Source organism: Erythrobacter sp. S57(2025), assembly GCF_057365055.1.
This window is the reverse complement of the sequence record NZ_CP200299.1, coordinates 961,126-987,992: the sequence shown is the minus strand read 5'-3', so window position 1 is coordinate 987,992 and position 26,867 is coordinate 961,126. Positions and strand designations below refer to the sequence as shown.

Below are 26,867 nucleotides of genomic sequence, written 5' to 3'. Positions count from 1 at the left end.
GAAATACGCGTGCGGCTCAATCCGTTTGATACCAATAAGATCAAAGTCCGCTCCAGCAGTTCGGGAGGTCGCCGTATGGGCCGCGCTGGCGGCGTTGGTTGCGGCACAATCGTAATCGCATTGATTGCCGCTGTGTTCCTTGGCGTAGATCCTGGCCAGACAATCGCTGTTCTAGGCGGGATCGACCAGCAGCAGACCGCTCCACAAAGTGGGGGTGGCCAGCTTACCGAGCAAGAGGTCTGCACTATGGGCCCGTACGCGACCGAAGCCTGCGAAGCGCTCACCAGCCTCAATGAAACGTGGGAGCCGGAATTTGCCCGCGCTGGTATTCCGTTTGAGCAACCCGTGCTCGACCTCTACCGTGATGGCCGCGTCAGCACGCAGGGCTGCGGCAATGCTTCTTCTGCTTCTGGCCCGTTCTACTGCCCGGCGGACCTTGGTATCTATATCGACACCAGCTTCTATGATCAGCTTGCGCAAATGAGCGGCACGGGCGGCGATTTTGCGCGGCTTTACGTGATCGCGCATGAATATGGGCACCATATCCAAAATATGACGGGACTGGCCGCGCAGGTCCGCTCACTCCAGCAGCGCAACCCGCGTGAGGCGAACCAGCTGCAAGTGCGCATGGAATTGCAAGCGGACTGTTATGCCGGTGTTTGGGCGGGCAAGAACCGCAATCGGATTGAGCGCGGTGACATGGAAGAAGGTCTACGCGCCGCCAGCTCCATCGGCGATGACACGCTGCAACGCCGTGCAGGCCAGCGCATTAATCCCGAAGGCTTTACTCATGGAACAAGCCAGCAGCGCATGGATGCGCTGCGGCGCGGATTGGAGAGTGCAAATGATGCCGTGTGCGACACCTATTTCGATTTCCGCTAGAACGCTGATCGCAGCCGCTGGACTGGTCTTCGCATTTCCCGCTCATGCACAAGTCATTGAGCAAGAACCTGATGCGGGCGAAGTCGCACGCACACCGCTGCGTGATCTCAACATTTCCAGCGAAGACATACCGCAGATTTTGCAAAACGCCGTCGCCGATGCCTACGCCTCTGCTGGCCTAACAAGCTGCAACGATTTGGTCGGTGAAATCGCCGCGATTGATCAGGTGCTGGGTTCCGATTTCGATATAGCCGGTGAAACCGAAGACGGGATAAGCGAAGGCCGCGTTGCCCAAAGCGTGATCGGCTCCTTCATTCCATTCCGGGGAATTGTACGCGAAGTAAGCGGCGCGAACGCCCGCGAGAAAGAAGCCAATATGGCCATCACCGCAGGCATGGTCAGGAGGGCTTTCTTGAAAGGTCTGGGCCAAGAACGCGGCTGTTCTTATCCCGCGCGTCCGCGTGCCAATCGCGGGACTATGACAGCAGGCGAATGAAAAAAGGCCAGCGAGAGGTCGCTCCCTCGCTGGCCTTGCGCCTCACCTTTTTCAGGTGGGTTTGGGTTAAGTGATTTCGCGTTCCCATTGCGCGATCTGCTGGTCGAGTTCGCGCACGATCCGCTCGCGCATCTCGCTCGACATTTCGCGGCTCTTGGAAAGCTGCTCACGCGCTTCGCGTAGTCCTTCTAGCGCGTGCGCCATCACACGTGTCTGGCAAATCATCACCACGCGGGTGCCGTCCGAATTTTCAGTCGTTGTGGCGACTTCGTTGCTGTCATTGCTGCAGCTCATGCGGACCACAGTGCGACCTTCCACGCCTTCGGTCGCCTCCATCGCTTCTTGGATCATTGTAGGCACGTTTTCGAGCGCTTCATTCGCCTCAGCAAGACCTTCGCGAACCTCGACCATAATCTCTTCGATCTCTTCTTCGCTCATGTCGCTGCGGTTGCGAATGATGGTCCGCTCAATCCGGCGTTCTGTGCGGCGTTGGGCGTTTTCATCTTGCTCAGCTGCGTCGTCCTGGTCGCTTACGACAAAAACGTATTCTTCGCGCCGCTCATCGCCTGAAACTTCCGCATCAGGATCGATCGTCATGATCGTGTCCTGAGCAAATGGCGCAGGCGGAGCGGGCGGCGCCGGAGGTGCTGGCGGTACAGGCGGTGCCGGCGGCGTCATTGAAAGCGCTGGCGGTGCCGGCGGCGCAGGCACTTCGGTTGCGGCGTAGCTGATTGTGGCGGTCAGAGGGAGAGCGAGCACGGCTGCCCCCATGGCCATACGGCCTGCAATGCGGCGGCTTTTTGTTGTGTCACTCATGTTCAAACTCCTTAAACGGTGAATTATGGATTTCTCACCCAGCACGGGGCACGCCATCGGGGCGGCGAGCGCGTGGCTGGGGGGTGCGGCTGCTCCTGCGGCAAAGCGCACGATCAGATTGGCGTAGGCTTCTTTGGTTTCTCCCGGAGCAGCGGCAATGACGCGGGCATCGCAGGCCGCCTCTTGATCCCGGCGCAGCGCGAGCCAGCCATAGCGGCCCAGCGGGTTCCACCAATGCAGCGCAAACAAAGGCTGGACGAGCACATTGATCAGCAGATCGCGCCCTTCATGGTGCGCCAATTCGTGCGCCAGCGCGAGGTCGCGCGCGGTGCGATCAGGCTGAGCCAAGAACCCTTGTGGCAGCGCAATCACCTTATCAATCACGCCAAAGGCAATGGGCGCATCGGTGCCAGGCGTCTCAATCAACCTGACCTTGCCCTGCCGTCCAACATCGCTCGAACCACTAAGCAGGTCAGAGCGCAGCTCGAAATAAGCGGCGAAGCGCAGGTAGAGAAAGATGGCGGCGCCAATCAGCCACAGCGCAAAGCCAACCTCGATAAAGGGTCCTATTTCGAAGGTGGGCATAGGGGTAATCGCTGCGTTCGCAGAAGACGGCGCCGCCGCCCCAATTCCGTCAGGTCCGTTTGTTGTCGCAACTGGAATGTCGGGATTGAGGATTATGAATTCGGTTTGAGCGGCTGTGGATGGGTCTGCCGCTGGCTTCATCCATGCAGGCAGTTCAATCGGCGGGAGCAACAGGCGCAGCACCGGAATGGCCCACAAAGCATAGGCAATTTGCGGTCCGAACCAGCGCGCAACGGGGCGCCGCATGATCAGGACCGCTGCAATCAGGATGGCGGTCCAGCCAAGGGTTTCAAGCAGATAAAGCTGCGTCTCGGAGACGGAGAAATCGAAGAAGGTCATCGTTTGAGCTCCTTCAACAATGTCTCGATTTCACTGAGATCGTCTTCCGAAAGCGCCTCAGATTCAGCCAGATGCGCGACCAGTGATGCGGCCTTGCCACCAAACAAACGGTCCACCAGACGCTGACTTTCTCCACCGACATAGTCAGAGCGCGCGATCACAGGTGAGTAGAGGAAGCGCCTTCCATCGGGCTGCGTTTCAATCGCGCGTTTCTGTACGAGCCGCGAGAGGAGGGTTTTGACGGTCGCAAGGCTCCAATCACGCTGAGCGCAAATGGCGTCGCACACATCAGAAGCGCTGGCGGTGCCGCGATCCCACAGGACCTCCATCACCGCATGCTCTGCCTCGCTTATGCGTTCGGGTTTTTCCTCGGGTTGTCCATTAGACTGGGTCAAGCCTGCCTCCCACTTTTCAAGCAGTTGATTACGTCTGTAGTCATAGCGATTACGCCTGTAAACATTGCTGTCTTATGAACAGTGTTCCGCAAGGGGGCCTCATCGTCAAAACGCCAACTCACCCAGACGAACGACACGCAAACGAAAAGGGCCGGGAAGCTTGCGCGCCCCGGCCCTCTCCAGCTGAGCCAGATCTGACGCCTAAGCTGTCAGCTCTTCTTCAGTCTCCCGTTTGGGAAGCGATGGGGTCAATCCGCCCCAATCGATGTTGCGCGTCGCGTACATAACCCCTGCCAATGCGGCAAAGAGCATTAGCGATCCGATCATCAGCGACCACGCCTCAAGATTGAGCAGCACATAGAGCACTGCGTAGAGGCCCACGAGGATGCCCCCAATGACGCTCGCCCGCTTCCACGTTTTCAGAACGGCCGCACTATAGGCGGTCAGCAATCCGATCACGGCACCGCTCGACAGCATATAAGCAAACGCGAACCCAATCAGCTCGGCAAAGGCGAGCAGCATGACGAAGAACAGGATCAGCCCTACCCCCGTCAACAAGTACTCAGCCGAAGCCACCCTTGCCCCTGCAACAATGTCAAACATCAGGAAGGTGAGGAAAGTGAAGCCAATGAACAGGAAGCCATATTTGATCGATCGTTCGACCTGCTTGTACAGATCAACAGGCTCCATAAAACCAATCGAGGCAATATTGGCGCTATTCGGCACATCCAAGCGTGAGCCATAGACATCGGCGTATTGGGAGTAGTTTGGCATTGCCGGTTGCTCGATGCTCACCAACGATTCGCCCAAAGCAAGGTTGGAAATCGACCACTTTGCCTTGAAACCATCCGCGCTAACTTCCTTCTCCTCATCTCCGGGCAAGAACCCGCCAGTAAAGCTTGGATGCGGCCAAGTGGACGTCACACTCCACTGCGTTTCCTTGCCCCGCGGGACAAAGGTGAGTGCAGTTGATCCGCGCAGTGAATAGGCAAAATCGAGCGAGATGGACCCGCCTTCGCTCCAATCGAGGAAGGCGTGAACGCCGCTGCCATTGGCGCTTGGGCCAAGTCCAGGTTGCAACAACAGCGCCTCTTCATTCACGGTCATGGTCGCATCGGTCTGCAACCCCTTAGGATCGCTTACCGAGAGGGCGATGACAGCTTCATCCAACCGCAATTGGTCAGCCTCAATCCCCAACCTGTCGAGATCATCGGGCATCGTAAAACGCGACTCACCGCTCACCTGCGCATCGTAAACCACAGTTTGGTAGATCACACCGCGAGAGCGCTTTTCCGGGTCGACATTGGTGGTGATGTCTTGACTTTGCGGTGAGAGATACAGGTGCTTGCGCGTTTCAAAACTGCGCGTCACGCTTTTCCCGTCAACCGTTTCTGTGGTTTGGCCTGTCACAACATAAGGCACGATCAGCATCGGCCCTGCCAAAGCTTGCGAGCCCGCCCAGCCCGCTTCAATCGAATTTTGCGCGATGCGCGCTTGATGCTGGCGGTCACTCACCAGCAGATACACCATCGCCAAAGGCAGGATGAGCAGAAAGCCCACCAAGCCTGCCAGCAGCAACTTCACCCCCGGACTTCGTTCTTTTCCTGACATTACACCCTCCAATGCTTAAGATGAAACGTGCATTGTGAGCGATGAAATGAATTGTATGTGAACTGGTGGATCGAACGAGCACATTGCTTGCGCTTGGGAGGATTGCCGATACACTTTAAGACATGAATTGGAAATCAAGCCTGATCGCTGCATGTCTCCTTACCGCCTCGAATGCGGCATCTGCCCAAGACGAGATCTTTGCCGAAACCGAAACGGTCGCACTGGACCCTGCTAATCCGGAGAACACCGAATTCGGCCAGCTGATCTTCAAAGGTGGCCTTTCTATTGCGCCCGGCGAAGAGGAGATCGGCGGTATTTCCGGCCTCGAATGGCATGATGACCGCCTATATGCGGTGAGCGATGATGGGCATTTGTTGACGATTACGCCTGATGAAATTGACGGCCGCTTGATCGACATTCTCACCATTTCGCGCAGATCGCTGCTTGATGAACAAGGCAGAAGACTGCGAGGAAAGCGCAATGGTGATGCAGAGGCGATTGCAAAGTCGCCCGATGGCCCTTGGCTCGTCAGCTTCGAGCAAGAACACCGGATTTTGATTTACACCGACATCACAAAAGCCGCCAATTTCTCGCAAGACTTTATATCAGTCCTCAATGACATCAGCCCGAATGCAGGCATTGAGACCTTAGCCATTACACCCGAGGGCAGCATCTTGCTTTGCGGTGAATATGCAGCGTTAGGCTCCGACAATTGTTTTCGTCTGTCCGATCCTGATCTGACCAAATATACGATCACCGGGCCGGAGCCTTTGTTGGAGCATGGCGGTGCGCCGACCGATGCAGCCTGTGCGAGCGATGGCACCTGCTATCTTCTTTTCCGTAGCTATCGCCCTGATTACGGCAATCGCATCGCCATCCTTGCGCTTTCCAATGATGGCGCAGTCGAAACGCTCGCTACCTTCACCCCGCCCCTCTCCCTCGACAATTTCGAAGGGCTCGCGGTTCGTGAGCAATACGGCAAGACCTATCTCTACATCGTGTCTGACAACAATTTCTCTGACAATCAGCGTAACTTGCTGATGAAGTTTGAGGTGCGCGGCGAGGAACCCGCCATCGCTGTCACGCCCGAACCTGAGGTCAATTATGAGACGCAAGACGTGGTGCTCGAAACGTCTGCGGGGGCCATCACCATCCGGCTTGAGACCGAGCGTGCGCCAATTACAGCCGCCAATTTTCTGCGCTATGTTGATGAAGACCGCTTTGACGGCACCGTGTTCTACCGCGCGATGAGGCTGGACCGCGAACCGCAGCCCAATGGCTTGATCCAAGGCGGCACGCAGTTTGACCCCGACCGCATCCTGCCTGGTATCCCACATGAGCCGACAACCCAGACCGGGCTGAGCCACACCAATGGCGCGCTTTCGATGGCGATGGGTGATCCGGGAACCGCCAATGGCGATTTTTCAATCATGCTTCAGGATCAAACCGGCCTGGACGCTCGGCCCGATGCGGCAGAGGCGATTTGGCAAAACGGCTATGCTGTGTTCGGATATGTGATTGATGGAATGGACGTGGTCTCAGCCATCCACGCAATGCCCGCTGACCCCAGCAAAGGCGAAGGCGCGATGAGAGGGCAAATCTTGGCTGATCCGGTGGTGATTGTGGATGCGCGCAGGGTGGAGGCCGAAGACGCCCCAGAACCAGAGTAACTACTCGCCAAGCGCCGGCCTTCCGACAGGCTGCGTTGCGACCTGCGGCATACGCGCTTCTAAAGCGGGCAGCCATTCGCTGACATTTGACCCAATCGAGGTTTGTGGCAGAGATGCAAGCAAACGTCGTTCGCTCTCCCAACCCGCAACGGTAAGGTTTGCCGTACGCGCTGCATCGGCAAGGGTCACAGGCTGGCGCAGAGCGCGGTTGATCAGCGCATCGCCATAAAAGGTCCAATCATTCTCTGGCTGGCACCCGAACGAACTGCGCTGAGACGAAGCCGCGGTCAGAACCGCGCTGTTTGGGCCGGCAAGTTCAGGCACAAAGACCCCTGAGAAACACGCGCTCAAAATCAATATACGGCGCTCAATCCCCAGCTCCTCCAACGCCGATTTCAGCCGCGCTGGCGAAAGGATGCCGTAGCCTGTGTCGCCATAATGATAGGCCAACCCCAGTTTGAGGCCGTGGCTGGTCGTGTAGAGGACGAGAACGTCTTCGTCGGTGTCCATCAGCTCAGCGATGTGAGCGATGCTAACCAGCAAGCTTTCGATAGAGCCGCGTGGCAAATCGTCGCGTGAGCCGTCTGGTCCAGCAAGCGCAAGCGTGCGCCCCTCCCCATCATAACGGCGCGCTAGGACCCTGCCCGCTTCACGTGCTTCACGCGCAAAAACCGGATCGCTGTCGAGCGCGATGGAAATCACATAGGCATCGACCACGCCCGGCCGCTGAGGCTGCAAATCAAATAGCGCACGCGACAGCCGCCGCTGCTGTGTCAGCAATTCGCGCGCCGGCACACCTCGCTGAAGCTGCGGTGCCTGCTCAAAACTCTCAACAATCTGCTCACGCGTCTCTCCAAAGCCGATGTTGGGAAATGGCTCGGTGTGGGCAGGAGGCTGCTCAGGATTGTCTGATGCGCTTTTTGCCGCGACAGGGGCGACCAGTGCAGCTGACAGAGCGAGGGCTGATACGAGCAAACTCTTCATTCGCGGATGTTGGCCCGCAGCTGTGTCGCGGTCAAGACCGGGCGATATCGAAGAATGCTATTCCCAAGGGGGTTCCCAATCCGCGATCTGATCCCTGGCCTCGGCCAGTTGCTCTGATGACATCTCGGCTTCCAGGTCGGAAATGTAGCCCGGAACATCGCCTTTCAGCTCATCACCTTCGGGATTGCTCAATAGAATTGAGAACCATTTGTACGAAGCAACAAAATCAGTGTCGCCGCCCATTCCGCGCGCGCTCATCATCGCAAGGTTGTGTTGCGAGCTTGGATGACCGAGATCCGCTCCCTTGCCGAACCATTCGCGGGCCATCACCATGTCTGGTGTGACAGCGTTACCCTCAGAAAACAGGACGCCGATATTGTGCGTGGCGGATGGATCACCCTGTTCCGCAGCCAATCGATAAAAACGCATGGCCTCGCCATAGTCCTGCGCGATGCCGTCACCTGTTTCATAGGCCCGAGCAAGATTGTATTGCGCTTCTAGGAAACCCTGCGCTGCAGATTTCTGATACCATCGCACCGCTTCCTCGGCGTCGCGCTCCACACCGTTGCCTTCATAATATGCTTGCCCAACGTTGTATTGTTGAAGCGCATCGCCAGCTTCGGCTTGTTCAAATCTGTCTTCGAAAGAAAGTTCGACGCCGTCTGGGTCGCCGACCTCAAACTCAGCAGAACATGCCGTCGTCACTAAAAGACAACTGGCGAGCGCGATGGATGTATATGTTTGCATTGCTTCCCCCTTGCGAGGCAAGCTTACCAAACAAACTCGATCACTCAAAATGAAGGCCCGCATCTCCCCATTGTATTGATCCGACAATTGTTGGCCCTGGCGGCTTGCTACAATCCCAAGACCCTCTGCTCACCTATTCCTGATTGCACGAAATCAAAAAAGCACGCCGCAAGTGGCAGAACGCGGCGAGAGGGCGGATATGACTAAGAATACGGAACTCCAGAGCACGAAAACCCCAGCACGCGGACTGTTTGGACGCGCCTGCGCCGACCCGGTCAATCTTGACCCACGCTCCGAAAATGAACGCGTGAAGACCGCTAAACCGCTTTACGGGCGCAAGACAGCCAAAGCGGCCTAGGCAGGGGTTTGTTCTGAGAGAAGGACGCGGAAGACCTTTGTCTCGCCGATCCCCTTTAGGGTGATCTCTTCGGGTTCAGAAAACCTGATTTGCGACGCAGCAGCGAAATACGTGCTTTCAGAAGTCGCAATGCCATTGGGTTTGGCAACGCTTTCAAGACGCGCAGCGGTGTTCATCGTGTCGCCCCAATAATCATAGGCCATGCGCTGCTGACCAATCACGCCGCCAACAACCGGGCCCGTATGAATGCCGACGCGCACCGCGACATCAATATGCGACTCGCGCGCATAATCACCGACCCGAGCGATCAATTCCTTGGCAAATTCGATCGCGGCAACGGCGTCATTCTCGGTCGAAGTCGTACCGCCAGCCACGGCGAGATAAGCATCGCCAATCGTCTTCACCTTCTCAATATCATGCTTTTGCGCGCACTCATCCGCGATTCCGAACACGGTGTTGAGCATCTTCACCAGATGTCCAGGAGACAGCTTGCGGGCGAGTTTTGAGAAACCGACAATATCGACGAACACGACGGACACATCTGAGAAACTGTCCGCAATCACCTCTCCGCGCCGCAAACGGATAGCGACGTCTTCGGGTAGGACATTGAAGAGCATTTCTTCGGTCTTGGCGCGCTCTTCTTCGAGAGCTTGCTTGGCCCGGAATGTGCGGCGTGCGCGCCGATCTATGTCCCAGTTCACGTAAGCGGCAAAGGTGAAAAAGGTCGTGAAGTTGGTGAAGGAATAAACCTTGTTGACGATGCCTCGATCCGCCTGAAGCAGAAACAGGGCGTAAAGAACAACCAGCACAATCGCCCACGCCATGAAGTACCGCGTGGTGGCTACAAAGCCCACGCTGGCAAACACCAGCAATATGCCCAGATTGATCACCGCCATTGAAAGCCGGCTGATATTGGTGACTTCAGACTGCGCACCAAGCGCCTCAATCAGCATGACCATGATAACCGCCATGATCGTGAAGATTACAGGGTCGATCCAAGGCTTGTCGATATACGCCTTAGTGAAGGTAAGACCAACCAATCCAGCCAGTAACAAAATGAACGGAATCGCAGCCATGTTATAGGACAGCACACCTTCGATGGGGAAGTGCAATGGATTGAAGGCGATGTAGGAAATCAGCGTGACAATCCCGATCCCAGCAAGGAATCGGGTCGCCGGAATGCGCTGCTCACGCTCACGTGAAACATAGGCGCGCTCTGTCGCAGGATCATCGAATTTCGCTAGCATGCGCACCCCAATAGCTCCGCTATCGCAAATATTGCGTTAGCCTGGGCGGGCCAAAATGCTGGATGGCAGCGATCATATCAGCATGCTTTCGGTCCGTGTTGTTGATGACAACAGAGCCGCCTTTGCCGCTAAAGGGTTCATTGAGCTTCCACAGTATCTGTTTGAAGGCGCTGAAACCGGCGATCCGTTCAGGAATGACATCAAACATCAGCATATTCGTGCCCATCATGTTTTGCGTGAACAGGGCTGTGAATTCATCCCAAGCAATCGGCTCTGACCCGTACCCTTCGAGGAACATGCCCGTTTCATCCACGCGCACGGCCACACCGGGTGTGAAGGCGCGAATGATGTGAAACGCACCAAAGGCGCCGAACAACACTATGCTCAGCCAACCGATAATCGGGATGAGCCAATCAGGCGCACGGCGGCTTTCTGTAGGGGCCTCCCCCAGAAAACCGGCCATCCACAGGCCCGCGATCACAAATAGCGCGCAAAGGAGCGCAAGCAGGATCGAGCGCCAGGTTGAATACCGGGCTTCGAACACTTCGCCCCCCGGCATCAGATTAGTACACCCGCGCTTTCGGCTCGATATAGCTCGTGTCTTCGGTGAGCGTGTATTCGTGGACCGGACGGTAATCGATGCGGATATTGGAGCCTTGACCGCCCCACCCTTCGAACCATGCGATGGTGTGCTTCATCCACTCTTTGTCGTTGCGATCAGGATAGTCCTCATGCGCGTGTGCACCTCGGCTTTCCTTGCGGTTGGCAGCCGACGCAATTGTGACATTCGCCTGGCTCATCAGATTGTCGAGTTCGAGCGTTTCGATGAGGTCGGAATTCCAAATGAGGCTTTCATCAGTGACGTGAATATCCTCCATCCGCTTATTCTGCTCAGCGAGGATTTTTACGCCTTCATCCATCAATTCCTGATCGCGGAACACGGCGCAGTGTTTCTGCATCGCTTTTTGCATGTCAGAGCGGATTGCTGCCGTGGGTGATCCACCCTTGGCATAACGGAAGTGATCAACGCGGCCCAAAGCAAAATCTGCACTGTCGGCAGGCAGTTCAGGCTGCTTGGCACCCGCTTTCAGATTGTCTTTGAGGTGCAGGCCGGTTGCGCGGCCAAAGACCACGAGGTCGATCAGCGAATTGGAGCCCAAACGGTTCGCGCCATGTACGGATACACAGGCCGCTTCGCCCACGGCGTAAAGTCCCGGAACAACCGCGTCAGGATTGCCGCTTGCATCCAGGGTCACGACTTCGCCGTGATAATTACAGGGGATCCCGCCCATATTGTAGTGAACGGTGGGCGTCACGGGCAGCGCTTCACGGGTCAGGTCGACGCCTGCAAAAATCTTACCGCTTTCGGTAATGCCCGGCAGACGCTCTGCCAGAACCTTTGGATCGATATGGTCGAGGTGCAGATGGATATGGTCGCCATCTTTGCCAACACCGCGCCCTTCGCGCATTTCGAGCGCCATAGAGCGGCTGACAACATCGCGTGAGGCCAAGTCTTTTGCCGATGGAGCATAGCGCTCCATAAAGCGCTCACCTTCGGAATTGGTCAGGTACCCACCTTCACCGCGTGCACCCTCTGTGATGAGGACGCCTGCGCCGTAAATGCCGGTTGGGTGGAATTGCACAAACTCCATGTCCTGCAACGGCAGGCCAGCGCGCAGCACCATGCCGCCGCCATCGCCTGTGCATGTGTGAGCCGAAGTCGCGGTGTAATAGCAGCGGCCATAGCCGCCGGTTGCAAGAACAACGGATTGAGCGCGGAAACGGTGGATCGTACCATCATCCAAACACATCGCCATGACGCCGACGCATTTCTGGACGCCGTCCACTTCGGCCATGATCAGGTCGAGAGCGAAATACTCGATGAAGAAGTCCGCATCATATTTCAGGCTCTGCTGATAGAGCGCGTGAAGCATGGCGTGGCCAGTACGGTCAGCCGCTGCGCAAGTGCGCTGCACGGGAGGACCATCGCCCATATTCTGCATGTGGCCGCCAAAGGGGCGCTGATAGATCGTGCCGTCTTCGTTACGGCTAAAGGGAACACCGGCGTGCTCCAGCTCGTAAACGGCCTGAGGGGCTTCGCGAACCAGATACTCGATCGCGTCCTGATCGCCCAACCAGTCTGACCCCTTTACGGTGTCATACATGTGCCACGTCCAGTGATCGGGCGTGTTGTTACCAAGGCTGGCAGCAATGCCGCCTTGCGCCGCGACTGTGTGTGATCGGGTTGGGAACACTTTCGAGATGTTAGCTGTGCGCAGGCCCGCTTCGGCAGCGCCCGTCGTTGCGCGCAGGCCAGAACCGCCCGCACCCACAACCACAACGTCATAAGTGTGATCAATAATCTTATACGCGCCCTTCATACCGGACGCTTCAGCGGAAGAGGTTGCCATCAGGCGGCTCCTGTAAGGGCGAGGCTGGCGACGGAAAACAGGGCAAAGCCGCCAGCACCAAATGTGAGAAGATTGAGAATGGAAATCACGCCGAATTTCGTGCCAGCATCATGGACATAGTCCTCAGTCAGCACTTGCAGACCAAGGCGCGCATGCCAGAACAGGCTGATAATCAGCAGCAGCATTGGCACAGCGGCAATAGGTTGCGATAGCCAGCCGGATACGGTCTCGTACGTAAAGTCAGGCAGGATCAAGAAGCTAGCGAGCAGCCAGCTCATCAAAATAAGATTGCCAATCGCGGTGGTCCGCGCAGTCAACCAGTGATGCGCGCCATGATGCGAGGAGCCGAGCCCGCGCACCTTACCAATGGAAGTTCCGTTGCCCATGGATCAGGCCCCCTTCACTAGGAAAATGTAAGCCCAAAGGGACGCGGTCAGGATGATTGCGATGATCGGTGAGGCGATTGACCAGAACCGGTTCGTGTCCAGCTCATACCCTGCGCCAATATCGAGCACAAAATGGCGAAGACCGCTCATCATGTGGGTAAAGAATGCCCAAGTCAGGCCGATCAGCACAACATAGCCCACCGGGTGATTGGCGAACCACAGGAAGGTTTCATACGCCTCTGGACCACTGGCGAGTGACCCCAGCCACCAGACCAATACGCCAAGGCCGACCAGCGCCATTCCGTCTCCGGTTGCGCGGTGAAGGATGGAAACCAGCATATGCGGTCCCCACCGCCATATCTGTAGGTGCGGCGAAAGCGGTCTTTGGCTCATTGTGATCCCATTTGTCTTAGTTGCCCCCAGCCCGTTTAGCGCACCTGTCGTGTGAGGCAAGCGCTTGAACGCTCGACTTCGATTGCAAAGTTTAGGATAGGTCTTTCCATGGGCAGCATACTTATCACCGGATCGAGCCGTGGGATCGGCGCGGCAGCAGCGCAGATGCTTCGGGAACGCGGGCTGTCCGTCATCGAACACCAAAGCACGCCGGGCGATACAGATCGCATCGCCGCGGACTTCAGCGACCCACTTGCAGCAGCGCATTTGTGGGAAGAGGCGCTTGTCCAAAGTGACGGCGAAATTGACGTCATTATCAACAATGCTGGCCTGTTTGAGGCAAACCCGGTCGACCGATCTGACATTGAGTGGCTCGATGCTTGGGATGACACTTTGCGCATCAACCTCACCGCCAGCGCACAGTTAAGCCGTTTTGCGATCCGCCATTGGCAAGCCAAAGGCACCGGTGGACGGCTTGTCCATGTTGCCAGCCGCGCAGCTTACCGTGGCGATTCGCCCGCACATTGGCATTACGCCGCTGCGAAAGGCGGTATGGTCGCAATGCACAAGAGCATCGCAAGAGCCTATGCGAGCGAAGGCATTTTGAGCTTCGCTGTCACGCCAGGCTTCACCGACACCAGCATGGCCGACGACTACCTCGAAAGCCGCGGCGGCGATGGGTTACTCGCTGACATTCCTCTGGGCCGTGTCGCCGCGCCAGAAGAGATCGCCAGCATCATCGCTTATTGCGCAAAGGATGCCCCAGCCAGCATGACCGGTGCAGTAATCGACGCCAATGGAGCCAGCTTTGTTCGCTAAATTTCTCCCATTCTCTTTCCTGATTCTTGCTGCCTGCAGTCAAAGCATGGCGCAGCCCTCAAACGTCCAGCAAGTCGACACTGCTCAGCCCGACCCGGACATCGTGCGCTTCTCTGAAGATTGTGAAAAGTGGGATGAGTGGAACAAGCCCGCCGATCCTTTCCGTATCCACGGCAACACGTACTATGTCGGCACCTGCGGGATCGCCGCGATCCTTGTCAAAGGCTCCTATGGGAACATTCTGATCGACACAGGCACCAGTGAAGGCGCTGAGGTGGTCCTTGCCAATATCAGCGCGCTTGGGTTCGATCCAAAAGTCACAGAGATGCTGCTCCACAGCCACGAACATTTCGATCATGTCGGCGGCTTTGCCTTTATGCAGGATGAGACAGGAGCCGCTATAGTCGCATCCAAGGCGGCGGGAGATGTGCTTTTCACAGGCGAAGATCACCCTCTCGATCCCCAGCGCGGAATGCACGATCCGATGGAGCCGGTCGTGGCCAATCGAGTCGTCGAAAATGGCGAGCGGGTGACACTAGGCAATCTGGAATTGACCGCCATTGCCACACCCGGACACACACCGGGAGCTATGTCTTGGCAGTGGGAGAGCTGCACGAATGGCGACACTGGCGATTGCAAAACCATCGTCTATGCCGACAGCATGTCGCCCATCAGCCGCGATGACTACAATTTTTCCGAACACCCGGATTACGTCGCAGCCTATCGCGCAGGCGTTGCCCGCCTCAGAGCACTCGACTGCGACATTCTGCTCACCCCCCACCCCTCGCACAGCCGCATGATTGAACGCGCTGCAACCGGCTCATTCGAAGGCGGCGTAACCTGCGAAGAATATACCGATAGCAAGACGCGCGATCTTGATGCGCGGCTCGAACGCGAAGCCGGGGGCGATCAGTGAGTTCGACCAGTTGGAAACTCAGCGCCTTTGCGCCGAAACCTCGCGTCCAAGACGCCCTGCTGACGCATGATGAGATTGATGAGTGGGATTTTGACCTCGCCATCTCAGGGCGCGAGATTGCCGAAGAACGCCCGCAAGAGTGGGTTTTAGAAGGCTGGTATCCGCGCGAACCGGGTCAGAATGAGCTCAACGCCTTTCGCGGTCTCTTCAGTGGAAGGCCGCCCAAAGTCGTGGTCGAAAAGCTGCCAGCGGAGGATTGGCTCACGATCAGCCAGCAGGGGGTCGAGCCGATCCGCGCGGGGGCCTTTTACGTGCACACGCCAGATTTTGCGCCGGACCCGCAGGCGATCAACTTTGCCATCCCCGCAGCGCAAGCCTTTGGGACAGGCCAGCACGAAACCACCGCAGGGTGCCTCGAAATGCTTGGCGCAATTCATGCCAGCGGGGTTCAAGCGCGTCATATCGCTGACATTGGCACAGGCACTGGCCTTCTTGGCTTTGCAGCGATGCGACTTTGGCCCGGTGCGCAAATGACCGCGACCGATATCGACCCCGTTTGCGCGCAAGTGATCGAAGACAACGCGGCGCTCAACGCCATTCCTATCGGAACAAGCAATAGCGAAATGAGCATTGTAATCGCGCCGGGCATGGAGGACGAGCTGATCGAAATGCGCGGCCCTTACGACATTTTGATCGCCAATATTCTGGCTGGTCCTCTGATTGAATTGTCCAAGGATTTTGCCGCTAATATTCGCCCCTCAGGCAGCCTTGTTCTGGCGGGGCTCTTGGCAGGCGAGCAAGAACAGGCCGTCAAGCGTGCCTACCGCCTCGCAGGCTTTCGCCTCGTATCGCGATTAGAGCGCGGGGACTGGGCCATTTTGTGGTTTAAGCGCCGTCATGGGCGGTAAGCTGCTGAAGCTTGGCAAATGGGTGGGACTGGCTCTTGCCACCTCTATCGCTCTGTTCTTTCTAAGCGCATGGATCGGGGCGCTGATCCCGCGCAATAGCGACTGGGTCGAGCCCAATCCTGCTCAAGAAAAAACGGTGGCGATCATGGTCGGCTCCAATGGGATTCATACCGAAATCGCCATGCCGATCACTACGCCGCAAATGGATTGGAGAGCGCATTTCCCTGCAAGTGATATCACCGCATCGGCCCGCCCTTACACACATGTTGCGGTGAGCTGGGGTGAGCGCGCGTTCTTTCTGGAGACCCCAAGCTGGAGCGATATGAGCGTCGCCACCGCGGTGAACGCGTTAACCGGCGGGGAAGGCATCCTGCATGTCGCGCATTATGTCCGCCCCGCCCCATCGGACACCTATCGCACGCTGCATCTGCGCCCAGAGGAATATGCGCAATTGGTCGATGCCATCACCGCTCAATTGTTACCCGTGGACCAGCGCGAGGTCTTACCCGGATATGGCGCGCATGATGTGTTTTACACCGCGACCGGCACCTATCACTTGGGCAATACGTGCAACCAATGGACGAGCGATAAGCTTGCCGCCGCTGGCATCGAAGTCGGTCAATGGACCCCGCTTCCCGGCGGCGTGATGCGATGGGTGTCTAACCCGGAGTAAGCGCACGCAATTGTCGGTCTAGAAAAAGTCGTTCAGCTCGTGCAGGATTGAATGACAGCGCACTTTCAATTGCCTGTGCCGCCGCGCTTCGATCGCCATTCTCCGATAGCAGCTTGGCGCGCGCTACGTAATAGGGCCGCGAAGTTTTAAGCTTTGACGCGTCCACCTTTTCCAACGCTGCCAAACCAGCATGTGCCCCATCAATCTTTGCAATTGCCAGCGCCCGGTTGACCTCGACCATCGCCCCCGGACGGACTAGACAAAGCGCATCGTAAAGCTTGGCAATCGCGCCCCAATCCGTGACGCCATCAAACAAGCGCCGCGCATGGGTCAGCTGAATTGCAGCCATGATCTGATAGGGACCACTGGCTTGGCTTTGGGCCGCAAGATCCAGCCAGCGTCCCGCCCGCTCAATTGCCTCAAAATCCCACAAAGCCGTATCTTGATCGGATAGCGGGACCATCACTCCGTCGGCATCAATGCGGGCCTTTTCTCGGGCGCAGGCAAGCACGATGAGCGCGGCCAGCCCCAGTGCCTCGGGTTCCTCAGGCAAAAGCTCCGCGACCATCTGCGCCAATCGCGCGACCTCTGCTGACAGCTCTGCATCACGTTCGCCCGCGGCATCTTGATACGCGACAGTGTAAGCGAGTTCGAGGGTGAGCAGCACCGCTTCGAGCCGTTCCCCCCAAGCCTTGCGATGCGGCAGTTCAAAGGCGATACCCGCATCGCGCACCTTCTTCTTCGCCCGCGTGATCCGTTGGAACATGGTCTGTTCACTGGTGACGAAAACGCGGGCAATCTCCTCCACCGGCAGCCCGCAAATGACCTTTAGCGCGAGCGCCGTGCGCGCCTCCAACGCAATTGCGGGATGGCAGCAAATGAAGATAAGCCGCAGCCGCTCATCCGCGATAGGTGGGGGAAGAGTGATAATGTCTGCCATTTCGGTCACCTGCGCCGCGCCTTCTATTGCGCGGGTCTCAGCGTCACGTTTGCGCAGCCGATCGATGATCTTGCGCTTGCCTGCCGTAATCAGCCACGCGGCCATCTTTTGGGGCGGCTCGCTGAGCGACAAGCACGAGGTCGCCGCATCGGAAAACGCATCCTCGGCCAGATCAAGATCGCGGCAATGCACGGCCAGGGCAGCAATCACCCGTGGCCGTGCATCCGCAATCTCTTTCGCGGTCTGACTCACTCAGGATCCGGCCAAACCGGACGCACTTCAATCGCGCCATTACCGGGGATCAGGATCTTTCGCGCCCATTCAATCGCGCTATCAAGGTCGGGCGTGTCGACGATGTAATACCCGCCCAATTCCTCATGCGTTTCCGCATAGGGGCCATCATGCAGCACACCTGTGCCTGCCGTGTATTTGATCGTCGTCGCCGTATCGGCCCCTTGCAAACGATTACCTGACCAAGCGATCCCGGCCTTTGTCAAATCCTCGGCAAGCTTCATATGGCTGGCGATAGTGGCTTCCATTTTCGCCTCGGCATCATCGCCTGAATAGAAACTCTCATCCTCATGGATCAGCAGCATATATTGCATGTCGTCATTCCCTTTCCCGTCCCCACCACTTTGGTGAAGCTCTGACAGGAAGACGAAGCAGACAAGCCGGATTCGACGGCGGCCCTCAAATTTTTTGCGAAAGGGTGTCTTCCAGCAGGTTCAGCGCGTTGCGGGTGAAGCTTTCCATATTGTCGATGCGGTCATCGCTTTGCGTGCTGACTTCGCGGGTGAATTCGCCAAGTGGCCCTGCAACGGCTGCGATGCTGCGGCCTGAGGCAACGCCCATGGGATGTTTGCTCGACCCCGCAGAGCCGCTTTCCGCGATACCCCATGCGGCACCTAACCGGTCGCGAATTGCGCGAGCCTGTAACAGCGCATAGTCTTCGGTTACGGAGCGCATTACCTCGTAAGCATCGCGCGGCAGATCGAACAACACATCGCGCGCTTTGAAAGAGTAGACGATCCCTCCCCCAACATAAAAACTGAGCGCGCCGGGCACCGTAAGCAGGCTCGCGGCAATCAAGCCGCCGGTCGCACCATCTGCCACCGCAATCTTCTCAGCGCGCGCATTGAGCAAGTCCGCGACGCGGCGCGCCTGTGGGTGGAGTTCGCGCAAAATGTCCATCAACCTGCCTTCGCCACGATCTCAGCCCAGCCCGCTTCGTCAATGGTCTCAATGCCGAGGTCTTGCGCTTTCTTCAGCTTGGAGCCTGCGCCAGGTCCTGCGACCAGCAAATCGGTTTTGGCGCTAACTGAGCCGGCGGCTTTAGCGCCCAATCGCTCCGCTTGAGCTTTCGCTTCGTCGCGGCTCATCGTTTCGAGCTTCCCGGTGAAAACCACGGTTTTGCCTGCGACGGGGCTGTCGAGTGTTTCCACCTCATAGCGCGGGGGTGAGACTTCGCTGAGGAGGTCTTCCCACACGCTCACATTGTGCGGTTCGTGGAAGAAGTCACCCAGTGCGCCCACGACGCTGGGGCCGATGCCGTCGATGTTGGTGATCTCGCTTGCGGCATCCTCATCGCCATCGCGCGCTTTCTCCGCAACATCGCGCAAAGCTGGCAGCTCATGGACATGTTTGAGCAAATCGCGCGCCGTCACTTCGCCTACATGCCTTATTCCAAGACCAAACAGCAGCCGCGCCGCATCGGGCTCACGCTTCTCTTCCACAGCGGCCAACAGATTGTCGACAGACTTATCCTGCCACCCTTCAAGCGCAAGAATGTCTTCGCGGCGGTTCCTCAACCGGTAGATATCGGCCGGGCTTTCGAGCCAGCCCAGCGCAAAGAATTGCGCGATGGTCTTTGAGCCAAACCCTTCGATATCCAGCGCCTTGCGGCTGACGAAATGCTCCAAGCGCTGCGTGCGTTGAGCGGGACAAATAAGGCCGCCGGTGCAGCGCACATCGACCTCGCCCTCTTCCGCCACAGCCTCGCTATCGCATTCAGGGCATTTGTCTGGGAAGTGGAAGGGTTCGCGCGGCTCATCGCGGGTCAAGTTCTCGACCACTTGCGGGATCACATCACCCGCCCGCTGGATCACCACTCGGTCACCCGGACGGACGCCCAAGCGCTCAATCTCATCGCGATTGTGGAGCGTCACATTGGTGACCGTCACCCCGCCAACCAGCACGGGCGCGAGCCTGCCCACGGGCGTCAATTTACCCGTGCGCCCGACCTGAATGTCGATAGCCTCCAGAGTCGTCTGCGCGCGCTCTGCGGGGAATTTGTGCGCGAGTGCCCAGCGCGGGGCCTTGCCGACTGAGCCAAGCCGTTTCTGCCAATCGAGCCGATCCACTTTGTAGACAACGCCATCAATCTCGTAACCCAGATCAGGCCGTAGCCGCCCGATTTCTTCGTAATGGGAAATCAGGCCATCGGTGGTCTGCGTCAGCGTAAGGAATGGCGAAAGCGGAAAGCCCCAGCGCTCAATCATCCGCATCATGTCGTTTTGGCTGTCACACGGGACATCCGATGCCGCTCCCCAGCCATAGGCCCAGAATTTAAGCGGCCGTTTGGCTGTGACGCTCGCATCCTTTTGCCGAAGCGAACCGGCGGCTGCATTGCGCGGATTGGCGAAGAGCTTGCCGCCCGCTTCCTCCTGCGCAGCGTTGAGCGCAGCAAAGTCCGCCTTCGACATATAGACCTCGCCGCGCACTTCGAAGACATCGGGGACGCCTGCGGGGAGTTCTTGGGGGATGTCCGAAATATGCCGGACATTGGGCGTGACATCCTCACCCACTTGCCCATCACCCCGCGTCGCCGCGCGCACAAGCTTACCGTTTTCGTATCTTAGTGAGCAGGACAAGCCATCGATCTTGTCTTCAGCCGTTATCGCCACAGGGGCATCTGGCTCAAGATTGAGATAGCGCCGGACGCGCCCTACCCATTCGTCAACCTCTTCGCGGTTAAAGGCATTGTCGAGGCTCATCATGCGAACCTCATGTGTGACCTTAGACAGCGGAGACGCCGCCACCTCATGCCCCACTTTGCGCGAGGGGCTGTCAGGCCGGATCAAATGCGGAAACGCCTCTTCTAGCTCGCGATTGCGGCGGGTGAGCGCGTCATATTCCTGATCGGTAATCTCAGGATTGTCCTGAGCGTGATACAGCTTGTCATGCTTCGCTATTTGGCGAGCAAGGCGCATCAATTCATTGGCGGCTTCGGCTTCTGAGAGTTTTTCGGACATGGTAGCCGTCTCAGCCAAGCAAAATTGGTTTTGTTTCGACCCGCGTTCCAAACCCTACAATGTGGGGACGCGCCTTGCCTATTGCTTCTTGAACACTCGGCAATTGCAGACTATTCGCGTGGTCAGTTTTGGTCTGCCAAACCTCTGTAATCCAGATTGAATTCGGATCTCCCAGATCCTCAGCGATCATATAAGCTATGTTCCCCGGCATGTTTTGGGTGCCATCAAGAAGCGCTGCAATAACCATACCACGCATTCCATCGGCAACCTTCATTTGGCCAATCAATCCGTATGCTTCTTCCATGTTCTCAGTCTTCCCCAGCACCTGATGTCCGCAGGCTGAAAGCAGTGTGATCGCAGAGACGCCAACAAACACGCGCCTGTCCATCAAATCCTTCCCGAAACCCAATTTGCTCAACTTGTGAAAAGCACAAAGGCCGCCAACCCGACGATAGCGACCATACACAAACCTGCGAACCAAAACGTCGGAGCCATGTTGGCTGCACTGACGGCCCGCCTTAGGCGAGTTATTGCCCAGATCGATAACCCGCAGAACCCCAGCCATAGCGCAGGAGGCACTACAAATCCCCACCAAGTATCCGCGTTGAAATCGGAGTACGCTGACTGCACAACCATGATCATGAACAGCGTCAGGCTCGCGATGACCATAAGACAAAGGATGATCACGATGCTGGCCTTCGCGACCAAATCGAACTTGGTGTTTGAATGGTCTTTCATCAAACGCCTTCCAACAACCGATCCGCTTGCGCCCTAGCCTCTGGCGTCACCTCTGCACCGGACAGCATGCGTGCGATTTCCTCTTGTCGCTCTGCATCGTCGAGCAGCATCACGCTAGTCTTGGTGACGGTCCCGCTAGACGCCTTTGCAATCAGATAATGCTGGCCGCCGCGCGCCGCGACTTGGGGGGAGTGAGTGACGGCGAGCAATTGGCCTTCATCACTCGCAAGCCTTGCGAGGCGATCACCGATGGCACTGGCCACCGCTCCGCCCACGCCGCGGTCGATTTCGTCGAAGATGATGGTAGCCGCCCCGCCCTTTTCCGCCAGCGCCACTTTCAGCGCGAGGATAAAGCGCGAAAGCTCTCCGCCCGAGGCAATCTTGTTGAGCGGCGCAAAATCTGCGCCCGGATTGGTCGCGATCAGGAATTCCGCCGAATCCATCCCATTCGCGCCCCACTTTTCCTCAGGCAATTTGCCAATCGCGGTGAGGAAGCGGGCTGCATCGAGCTTTAAGGGCGCAAGTTCGGCAGCGACCGCTTTGTCGAGTTTTTTCGCAGCCTTAATCCGCTCCGCTTGCGCCTTTTCTGCGGCCTTCACATAGGCTTCCCGCGCTTCTTTTGCGGCCAGTTCCAACGCGTCCAATTGCGCGTCACCGCCCTCAATAGCGTCCAATTTGGCGCGCAATTCGCGCATCAGATCAGGCAGCGCATCCACCTCGCAGCGATGTTTACGAGCCAGCGCGCGCAGTTCGAACAGGCGCGTCTCTGCTTGGTCGAGCGCTTGCGGGTCGTGGACCAGCGCAAGCGCAGCTGCTTCCAACCTTTCCTCCGCCTCACCCGCTTCGATGACAGCGCGATCCAGCGCCCCCAAAGCTTCGGTCAAAAGCGCATGCTCGCCTGCAATCCGATCAAGCTTGCGCGCGGCAACGCGAAGTGAAGCGAGCGGCGAATCCGACCCTTCCCAAACATGGCGCAATTCTTCGAGTTCGCCTGCGAGCTTCTCACCCTTTTGCATGTCAGAACGCGTTGCAGCGAGGCGCGCTTCTTCGCCTGCCTGCGGTTCGAGTGAGGTGAGTTCCGCCAAATGCGCGATCAACAAATCCTGATCGAGCTTGGCCTGCTCTTGCTCCCGTCGCGCTTCTGACAATTGCGCTTCGGTCTTGGCCCAGTCAGCCCAGCAATTGCGCAATTTCGCAAGATCAATCCCAGCATAGCGATCCAACAAAGCCCGATGGCCGCGTGGGTTCACTAGGCCGCGATCATCGTGCTGGCCGTGGAGCTCAACCAGTGACGTCGCGAGTTCGCGCAGCAGGGCAACACTGGTGGGCTGATCATTGACGAAGGCTTTGGAGCCGCCATCCGCCTTTACCTGACGCCGAATAATCAGCGGTTCGCCCGGTTCAATTTCTAGGTCAGCGTCGTCCAGCGCCTCTGCAATCGACTCTGGCAGATTGGCGAATTCAAAGCTTGCGGTGACGCTCGCCTTTGCCTCGCCTGCGCGGACCAAAGCGGTTTCTGCACGGTCGCCAAGGATCAAGCCGACGGCGTCGAGCAGGATCGACTTACCCGCTCCCGTCTCGCCGGTGAGCACGCCTAGCCCGCGACCAAAATCAAGGTCTAGTGCTTCGATCAAAACGATATTGCGAATGGAAAGCCGGGTGAGCATTACCCGAACCGTCTAACTCAAACCTTTGGCCTCGTCACGCCCAGAGACACCGGGCTACAACTAATCCCCACAGGTCAGGTGGGGTTTACGCCTGCGGCATGATCTTCGACCAATTCATAGGCCTTTTCATACCATTCCGTGCCTGGATAGTTCGCGCCCAGAACGGCGGTGTACTTCACCGCTTCTTCGCGAATACCCAGCGCAAGGCTGCTTTCTGTCAGGCGATAGAGGGCCTCTGGCGTGTGGCTGGTCGTTTCAAACTGCTCTACCACATTGCGGAAGCGCAAAGCAGCCGCGAGCCAACGGCCTGAACGCTGGTAAAAGCGCCCGATCTCCATTTCCTTACCCGCCAAGTGATCGGCGACAAGGTCAAGTTTCAAGCGCGCATCCGCGGCATACTCGGTCTGTGGGAACCGGCGGTTCACTTCGCGCAAGGCGGCCTGCGCTTGCTCAGTGATCGACTGATCGCGGTTCACGTCCGAGATCTGCTCATAATAGCTAAGCGCAATTAGATAATAGGCGTATGGAGCATCCTTGTTACCCGGATGGATCGAGAGGAAGCGCTGCGCATTCTGGATCGCCTTGTTATAATCGCGCGCAATGTAATAGCTGAACGCGCTCATCAACTGCGCGCGGCGAGCCCATGGTGAATACGGGTGCTGACGCTCCACTTCATCAAACAAGGCCGCCGCCAGCAAAGTGTTGCCGCGATCAAGCCGCCGCTGTGCTTCACCATAAAGCGATTCAACATCGCGCGCGACATAAGCGACATCTTCGTCCGCAGAGCCTCCCGCGCAGGCAGTGGTCGTGGCAATAGCAGCGCCCAACAGGAGCGCGCGGGTCAGGCGAGTGGAGAAAAGCGTTTTCATATTGGCACCCTATAGCCAGCCCCCGGGTGAACGCCAAGTGAAGCTTGCCCCCCTTGCCCACACTCTTGAACGGGCGGTCTCTTCGCGTCCTGATAATGGCTGACACAAATCGCAGCGCAACCGGGCTGCGCTTACACCAAAACGGCGTCCAATTCGGTGCCAAAGTGCTGCCACGGCAGACCTACCAACGCCTCTGCGTGCATCGCATCTAGTGGGTCGATGCTCACTAATTCCTGAGGCTGCTGCTTGTCGATTTGCGGCTGCGCTCCAACCCATGTGTCGATTGTGACCTGCGCGCTATCACCAGCGTTCTGCGCACCGCCAGTGAACCAATCGCCAAAGGTGGTCTCATCATAGCCATTATCGGTCAGGTACTGGCGAACCTCCGCCTCGGACTGATAGTTTGCATAACGAATGTTGCCGTCTTCGTGCATCAAAGCGCGAAGGTAGGCGCTGCCGTCTGTCAGCGCGAAATAGACCTCATGGATGCCGTCACCATCATAATCATCAGAGCCAAGCACTCTGTTGATATTCTCGATCTCAAGGTCGTTTTGGAAGCGGCGCTGGCTGTCAAACTCGCTGCCCGCCTCGACATTTCCGGCGGCGACTTCTGGATCGATGTAAATGCCCGCAACACGCGTTTCGCCAGCCCATGAATGGTCATCGAAATAGACAAGGCCATCAGGCGCCGTGCCCACCGTCGCAAACCGTCCAATCGCATCATTGACGAGGATCTGATCGATATCGCCATCGCCGTTCACATCAGCCTCGCCAATGCGCAGCCAAGCTCCATCCCCGCCCAGCGCGTTCCCATCAAAGTCGCGGATTGCGTTCATAGCGGATTGGTAGACCGATGTATCAGCCGTATCGAATGTAACGCTTACCCCTTCGCCGCGAAGCAAGCGGATGGTTTGATCGTCGAATTGCAGGAACTCGATTGTGGTGAGCATGTCAGTTCCATCTGCGCCCGACACAACAAATGTGCCGGTTGAGGTCTGAGTGACGGTGTAATCCGCGAAATTGCCGGAGAACGCCGCGGTATCAATGTTCGATCCGCCATCGATAGTGTCATTGCCGAGGCCGCCATTGAACATATCTGAGCCCAAGCCGCCTGCCATAGTCTCTACGCCAGCACCGCCCAGCAACGTGTCATTGCCAGCATTGCCGTTGATCGGGCCACCAACGATACCATTTCGCCCGTCATACAAATCATCGCCACTGTTCAGCAGAACCTCTCCGATAATTTCGCCATCATTGACTAGGATCATCGACGTGCTGGGATCAGCTGTATCGCTTGGGACCGCGATAGTTGGAGGGATGTAGAAAACGTAGCTTGCAACGGTTAAACCGGCAGAAATATGGAACGAGCCATTTGCTGCTCCAGCAACAATGGTGTCGCTCATATCGCCTGTGGAACCAGCGCTTAGTGTTACGCTGTTACCATTCTGAGCAAAGATGAAGTCGAATCCGGAAATGTCGGACAATTCCACCGTGATGTCGCTATCTGGGTCGACAGCAGCAATGAAAAGTTGCTCAAATCCGGTCACTGCGCTCAACGAGTCAACGATCGAGACGTCTGGGCGATAGGTAAAAGAGTCCGCGCCGCCTTCGCCACCATCAACCGATGTGGTCGACGCGGTGACCGTCGCCCCTTGGGTAAGCGAAAAGCCGTCATCGCCTCCACCCATCGCAACGACACCGACGAAGCTGTCTTGACCGACTTCTATACCCTCGAAAACGTCGCTTCCGGTAATTGAGGCCACGGTTGAATTGAAGAACCTGAAGCCAGTGCCGTTGAGAAGAACGCTGGCGAGCGGATTATCACTATTTTGAAGCCCCCGAGCACCCAGATCGTTTGAGCCGCCCCCGATGATTTCCAAAAAGCCGTTGAACTCTCGGTAATTATTGGCCCCTTGAAGTGACAGCACCTCAAATCCTGCCAGATTATTTCCGAAGACCACCCCAAATTCTACATCGAGTTCGAATGTGTCATATCCCTCGCCCCCATCTCCCAGCGGGCTTAGCCCCCCGCCAGTTGCGCCTTCGAAACGCAGCAAATCATCACCTGCGCCCATTGAGGCACCGAACACGTTTGATGCGTAGTCGCTTCCTAATGCTCCATTGCTGATAAGGGTATCATTGCCATCGCCCAGCATAACTCTGCCACGGATAGTGCCGCTGTCCACAACCGTATCATCACCGTCAGAGCCGACAATTGCTACAAAAGATGATGGGGAGACGCCATTGGGCGCACCTACGAAGCCGCCAGCCTCGTTTATAAGCGTCGAGTCACCAACACCGAAAATGAACTGCCCTCGAACTATGCCAGTGGCCGCATTGGTGAAAGTAATGCCTGCTGCTGTCAGCTCGACATCTTCTTCAATCGTTTGCTCGTTTCTGACCGATTGCCCCGGCTCGTCGAAAATTGGCATCAAAAACCCCTGATGTTCTGACGAGTTATACTATTCCACAATTGCGCCCGGTAATCCAGAACTGCGACTGTTGATCAGTAAACATCCCTTCATCCTGCATCGCAAGAATACGCTAACTATCATTGCCTAGCCCTGAAGCCCTGCAGGAGAGCGACATGCTGGTGAAGTTTTTAGCCGACGAAGATGGTGCGACCGCGATTGAGTACGGCCTGATCGCCGCGCTGATTTCACTCGCGACAATCATTGCCTTTCAGGCGCTCGGGCTTGAGCTTGCCAATGTCTTCAGCACGGTATCAGAGGCAATGTGCGACTAGGGGGCGGCTAAGCGCGAGCG

Annotated in this window: 28 protein-coding genes; 9 read left to right on the top strand and 19 right to left on the bottom strand. The window is 57.3% G+C overall.

All coding sequences use genetic code 11. From position 1 onward, the window contains the following. The first annotated feature begins 9 nt into the window (after positions 1 to 9). Together ypfJ and AC0V6N_RS04765 are read left to right on the top strand one after the other, a co-directional pair. Positions 10 to 882, top strand: a complete 873-nt coding sequence (ypfJ, locus tag AC0V6N_RS04770; protein ID WP_486170447.1) for a KPN_02809 family neutral zinc metallopeptidase — start codon at positions 10 to 12, stop codon at positions 880 to 882. After that, positions 845 to 1,378: a hypothetical protein gene (locus tag AC0V6N_RS04765; protein ID WP_486170446.1), complete on the top strand. Its 534-nt coding sequence runs from the start codon at positions 845 to 847 to the stop codon at positions 1,376 to 1,378. The genes ypfJ and AC0V6N_RS04765 overlap by 38 nt, the downstream gene beginning before the upstream one ends. Before the next feature lie 66 nt (positions 1,379 to 1,444). On the opposite strand, the gene AC0V6N_RS04760 is transcribed toward AC0V6N_RS04765, so the two are convergent. The 3 genes from AC0V6N_RS04760 to creD all read right to left on the bottom strand — a co-directional run bounded on the left by AC0V6N_RS04760 (position 1,445) and on the right by creD (position 5,124). Further along, positions 1,445 to 3,118 carry a M56 family metallopeptidase gene (locus AC0V6N_RS04760; protein ID WP_486170445.1) on the bottom strand — a complete coding sequence of 558 codons (1,674 nt, stop codon included), beginning with the start codon at positions 3,116 to 3,118 and terminating at the stop codon, positions 1,445 to 1,447. Further along, positions 3,115 to 3,513: a BlaI/MecI/CopY family transcriptional regulator gene (locus tag AC0V6N_RS04755; protein WP_486170444.1), complete on the bottom strand. Its 399-nt coding sequence runs from the start codon at positions 3,511 to 3,513 to the stop codon at positions 3,115 to 3,117. The genes AC0V6N_RS04760 and AC0V6N_RS04755 overlap by 4 nt, the downstream gene beginning before the upstream one ends. Before the next feature lie 201 nt (positions 3,514 to 3,714). Then, entirely contained in the window at positions 3,715 to 5,124 is a 1,410-nt protein-coding gene (creD, locus tag AC0V6N_RS04750) for a cell envelope integrity protein CreD (RefSeq protein ID WP_486170443.1), read from the bottom strand. A gap of 122 nt (positions 5,125 to 5,246) precedes the next feature. Here creD and AC0V6N_RS04745 point away from each other — a divergent pair, with 122 nt between their 5' ends. Then, on the top strand, positions 5,247 to 6,794 hold the full coding sequence (locus AC0V6N_RS04745; RefSeq protein ID WP_486170442.1) for an esterase-like activity of phytase family protein: 1,548 nt from the start codon (positions 5,247 to 5,249) through the stop codon (positions 6,792 to 6,794). Here AC0V6N_RS04745 and AC0V6N_RS04740 read toward each other — a convergent pair whose 3' ends face one another. Beyond that, entirely contained in the window at positions 6,795 to 7,778 is a 984-nt protein-coding gene (locus tag AC0V6N_RS04740) for a C13 family peptidase (RefSeq protein WP_486170441.1), read from the bottom strand. A gap of 57 nt (positions 7,779 to 7,835) precedes the next feature. Then, positions 7,836 to 8,525 carry a tetratricopeptide repeat protein gene (locus AC0V6N_RS04735; protein WP_486170440.1) on the bottom strand — a complete coding sequence of 230 codons (690 nt, stop codon included), beginning with the start codon at positions 8,523 to 8,525 and terminating at the stop codon, positions 7,836 to 7,838. A 199-nt stretch (positions 8,526 to 8,724) separates the two neighbouring features. Between AC0V6N_RS04735 and AC0V6N_RS04730 the strand changes: the two genes are divergently transcribed. Beyond that, positions 8,725 to 8,883 (top strand): hypothetical protein, encoded by a 159-nt coding sequence (locus AC0V6N_RS04730; protein WP_486170439.1) that lies wholly within the window; start codon positions 8,725 to 8,727, stop codon positions 8,881 to 8,883. On the opposite strand, the gene AC0V6N_RS04725 is transcribed toward AC0V6N_RS04730, so the two are convergent. The 5 genes from AC0V6N_RS04725 to sdhC are packed head-to-tail and all read right to left on the bottom strand — an operon-like array spanning position 8,880 to position 13,320. Beyond that, complete coding sequence (locus tag AC0V6N_RS04725; protein WP_486170438.1) at positions 8,880 to 10,130, bottom strand: adenylate/guanylate cyclase domain-containing protein; 1,251 nt, start codon at positions 10,128 to 10,130, stop codon at positions 8,880 to 8,882. The two genes, AC0V6N_RS04730 and AC0V6N_RS04725, sit on opposite strands and share 4 nt — an antisense overlap. Before the next feature lie 19 nt (positions 10,131 to 10,149). Then, a complete protein-coding gene (locus tag AC0V6N_RS04720) occupies positions 10,150 to 10,674 on the bottom strand; it encodes an STM3941 family protein (protein WP_486170437.1) in 525 nt (174 codons plus the stop codon). A gap of 19 nt (positions 10,675 to 10,693) precedes the next feature. After that, complete coding sequence (sdhA, locus tag AC0V6N_RS04715; RefSeq protein ID WP_486172421.1) at positions 10,694 to 12,511, bottom strand: succinate dehydrogenase flavoprotein subunit; 1,818 nt, start codon at positions 12,509 to 12,511, stop codon at positions 10,694 to 10,696. Between the two features lie 29 nt (positions 12,512 to 12,540). Further along, a complete protein-coding gene (gene sdhD, locus AC0V6N_RS04710) occupies positions 12,541 to 12,927 on the bottom strand; it encodes a succinate dehydrogenase, hydrophobic membrane anchor protein (RefSeq protein ID WP_486170436.1) in 387 nt (128 codons plus the stop codon). A gap of 3 nt (positions 12,928 to 12,930) precedes the next feature. Beyond that, positions 12,931 to 13,320 carry a succinate dehydrogenase, cytochrome b556 subunit gene (sdhC, locus tag AC0V6N_RS04705; RefSeq protein ID WP_486170435.1) on the bottom strand — a complete coding sequence of 130 codons (390 nt, stop codon included), beginning with the start codon at positions 13,318 to 13,320 and terminating at the stop codon, positions 12,931 to 12,933. A 108-nt stretch (positions 13,321 to 13,428) separates the two neighbouring features. On the opposite strand from sdhC, the gene AC0V6N_RS04700 reads away from it, so the two are divergent. The 4 genes from AC0V6N_RS04700 to AC0V6N_RS04685 are packed head-to-tail and all read left to right on the top strand — an operon-like array spanning position 13,429 to position 16,636. After that, positions 13,429 to 14,139 (top strand): SDR family NAD(P)-dependent oxidoreductase, encoded by a 711-nt coding sequence (locus tag AC0V6N_RS04700; protein ID WP_486170434.1) that lies wholly within the window; start codon positions 13,429 to 13,431, stop codon positions 14,137 to 14,139. A 46-nt stretch (positions 14,140 to 14,185) separates the two neighbouring features. Next, on the top strand, positions 14,186 to 15,055 hold the full coding sequence (bla, locus tag AC0V6N_RS04695; protein WP_486170433.1) for a subclass B3 metallo-beta-lactamase: 870 nt from the start codon (positions 14,186 to 14,188) through the stop codon (positions 15,053 to 15,055). After that, entirely contained in the window at positions 15,052 to 15,963 is a 912-nt protein-coding gene (locus AC0V6N_RS04690; protein ID WP_486170432.1) for a 50S ribosomal protein L11 methyltransferase, read from the top strand. Before bla ends, AC0V6N_RS04690 begins: the two co-directional genes overlap by 4 nt. Next, positions 15,953 to 16,636 (top strand): TIGR02117 family protein, encoded by a 684-nt coding sequence (locus AC0V6N_RS04685; RefSeq protein WP_486170431.1) that lies wholly within the window; start codon positions 15,953 to 15,955, stop codon positions 16,634 to 16,636. The genes AC0V6N_RS04690 and AC0V6N_RS04685 overlap by 11 nt, the downstream gene beginning before the upstream one ends. Here the strand turns inward: AC0V6N_RS04685 and AC0V6N_RS04680 are convergent. The 9 genes from AC0V6N_RS04680 to AC0V6N_RS04640 form a co-directional block, all read right to left on the bottom strand. Next, positions 16,623 to 17,828, bottom strand: a complete 1,206-nt coding sequence (locus AC0V6N_RS04680; protein WP_486170430.1) for an RNA polymerase sigma factor — start codon at positions 17,826 to 17,828, stop codon at positions 16,623 to 16,625. The two genes, AC0V6N_RS04685 and AC0V6N_RS04680, sit on opposite strands and share 14 nt — an antisense overlap. After that, entirely contained in the window at positions 17,825 to 18,181 is a 357-nt protein-coding gene (locus tag AC0V6N_RS04675) for a YciI family protein (protein ID WP_486170429.1), read from the bottom strand. The genes AC0V6N_RS04680 and AC0V6N_RS04675 overlap by 4 nt, the downstream gene beginning before the upstream one ends. 85 nt (positions 18,182 to 18,266) lie before the next feature. Beyond that, on the bottom strand, positions 18,267 to 18,767 hold the full coding sequence (locus AC0V6N_RS04670; protein WP_486170428.1) for a CinA family protein: 501 nt from the start codon (positions 18,765 to 18,767) through the stop codon (positions 18,267 to 18,269). Further along, complete coding sequence (ligA, locus tag AC0V6N_RS04665; protein ID WP_486170427.1) at positions 18,767 to 20,827, bottom strand: NAD-dependent DNA ligase LigA; 2,061 nt, start codon at positions 20,825 to 20,827, stop codon at positions 18,767 to 18,769. Before ligA ends, AC0V6N_RS04670 begins: the two co-directional genes overlap by 1 nt. A gap of 10 nt (positions 20,828 to 20,837) precedes the next feature. Beyond that, positions 20,838 to 21,131, bottom strand: a complete 294-nt coding sequence (locus tag AC0V6N_RS04660) for a putative quinol monooxygenase (RefSeq protein WP_486170426.1) — start codon at positions 21,129 to 21,131, stop codon at positions 20,838 to 20,840. A gap of 110 nt (positions 21,132 to 21,241) precedes the next feature. Beyond that, positions 21,242 to 21,565, bottom strand: a complete 324-nt coding sequence (locus AC0V6N_RS04655) for a hypothetical protein (RefSeq protein ID WP_486170425.1) — start codon at positions 21,563 to 21,565, stop codon at positions 21,242 to 21,244. Beyond that, positions 21,565 to 23,232: a DNA repair protein RecN gene (recN, locus tag AC0V6N_RS04650; protein WP_486170424.1), complete on the bottom strand. Its 1,668-nt coding sequence runs from the start codon at positions 23,230 to 23,232 to the stop codon at positions 21,565 to 21,567. Before recN ends, AC0V6N_RS04655 begins: the two co-directional genes overlap by 1 nt. Positions 23,233 to 23,306: 74 nt before the next feature. Beyond that, positions 23,307 to 24,101 (bottom strand): outer membrane protein assembly factor BamD, encoded by a 795-nt coding sequence (locus AC0V6N_RS04645; protein WP_486170423.1) that lies wholly within the window; start codon positions 24,099 to 24,101, stop codon positions 23,307 to 23,309. Between the two features lie 131 nt (positions 24,102 to 24,232). Then, positions 24,233 to 26,533, bottom strand: coding sequence for an autotransporter outer membrane beta-barrel domain-containing protein (locus AC0V6N_RS04640; protein WP_486170422.1), 2,301 nt, complete (start codon positions 26,531 to 26,533; stop codon positions 24,233 to 24,235). A 155-nt stretch (positions 26,534 to 26,688) separates the two neighbouring features. Here AC0V6N_RS04640 and AC0V6N_RS04635 point away from each other — a divergent pair, with 155 nt between their 5' ends. Next, positions 26,689 to 26,847 carry a Flp family type IVb pilin gene (locus tag AC0V6N_RS04635; RefSeq protein ID WP_486170421.1) on the top strand — a complete coding sequence of 53 codons (159 nt, stop codon included), beginning with the start codon at positions 26,689 to 26,691 and terminating at the stop codon, positions 26,845 to 26,847. Positions 26,848 to 26,867: the final 20 nt, after the last annotated feature.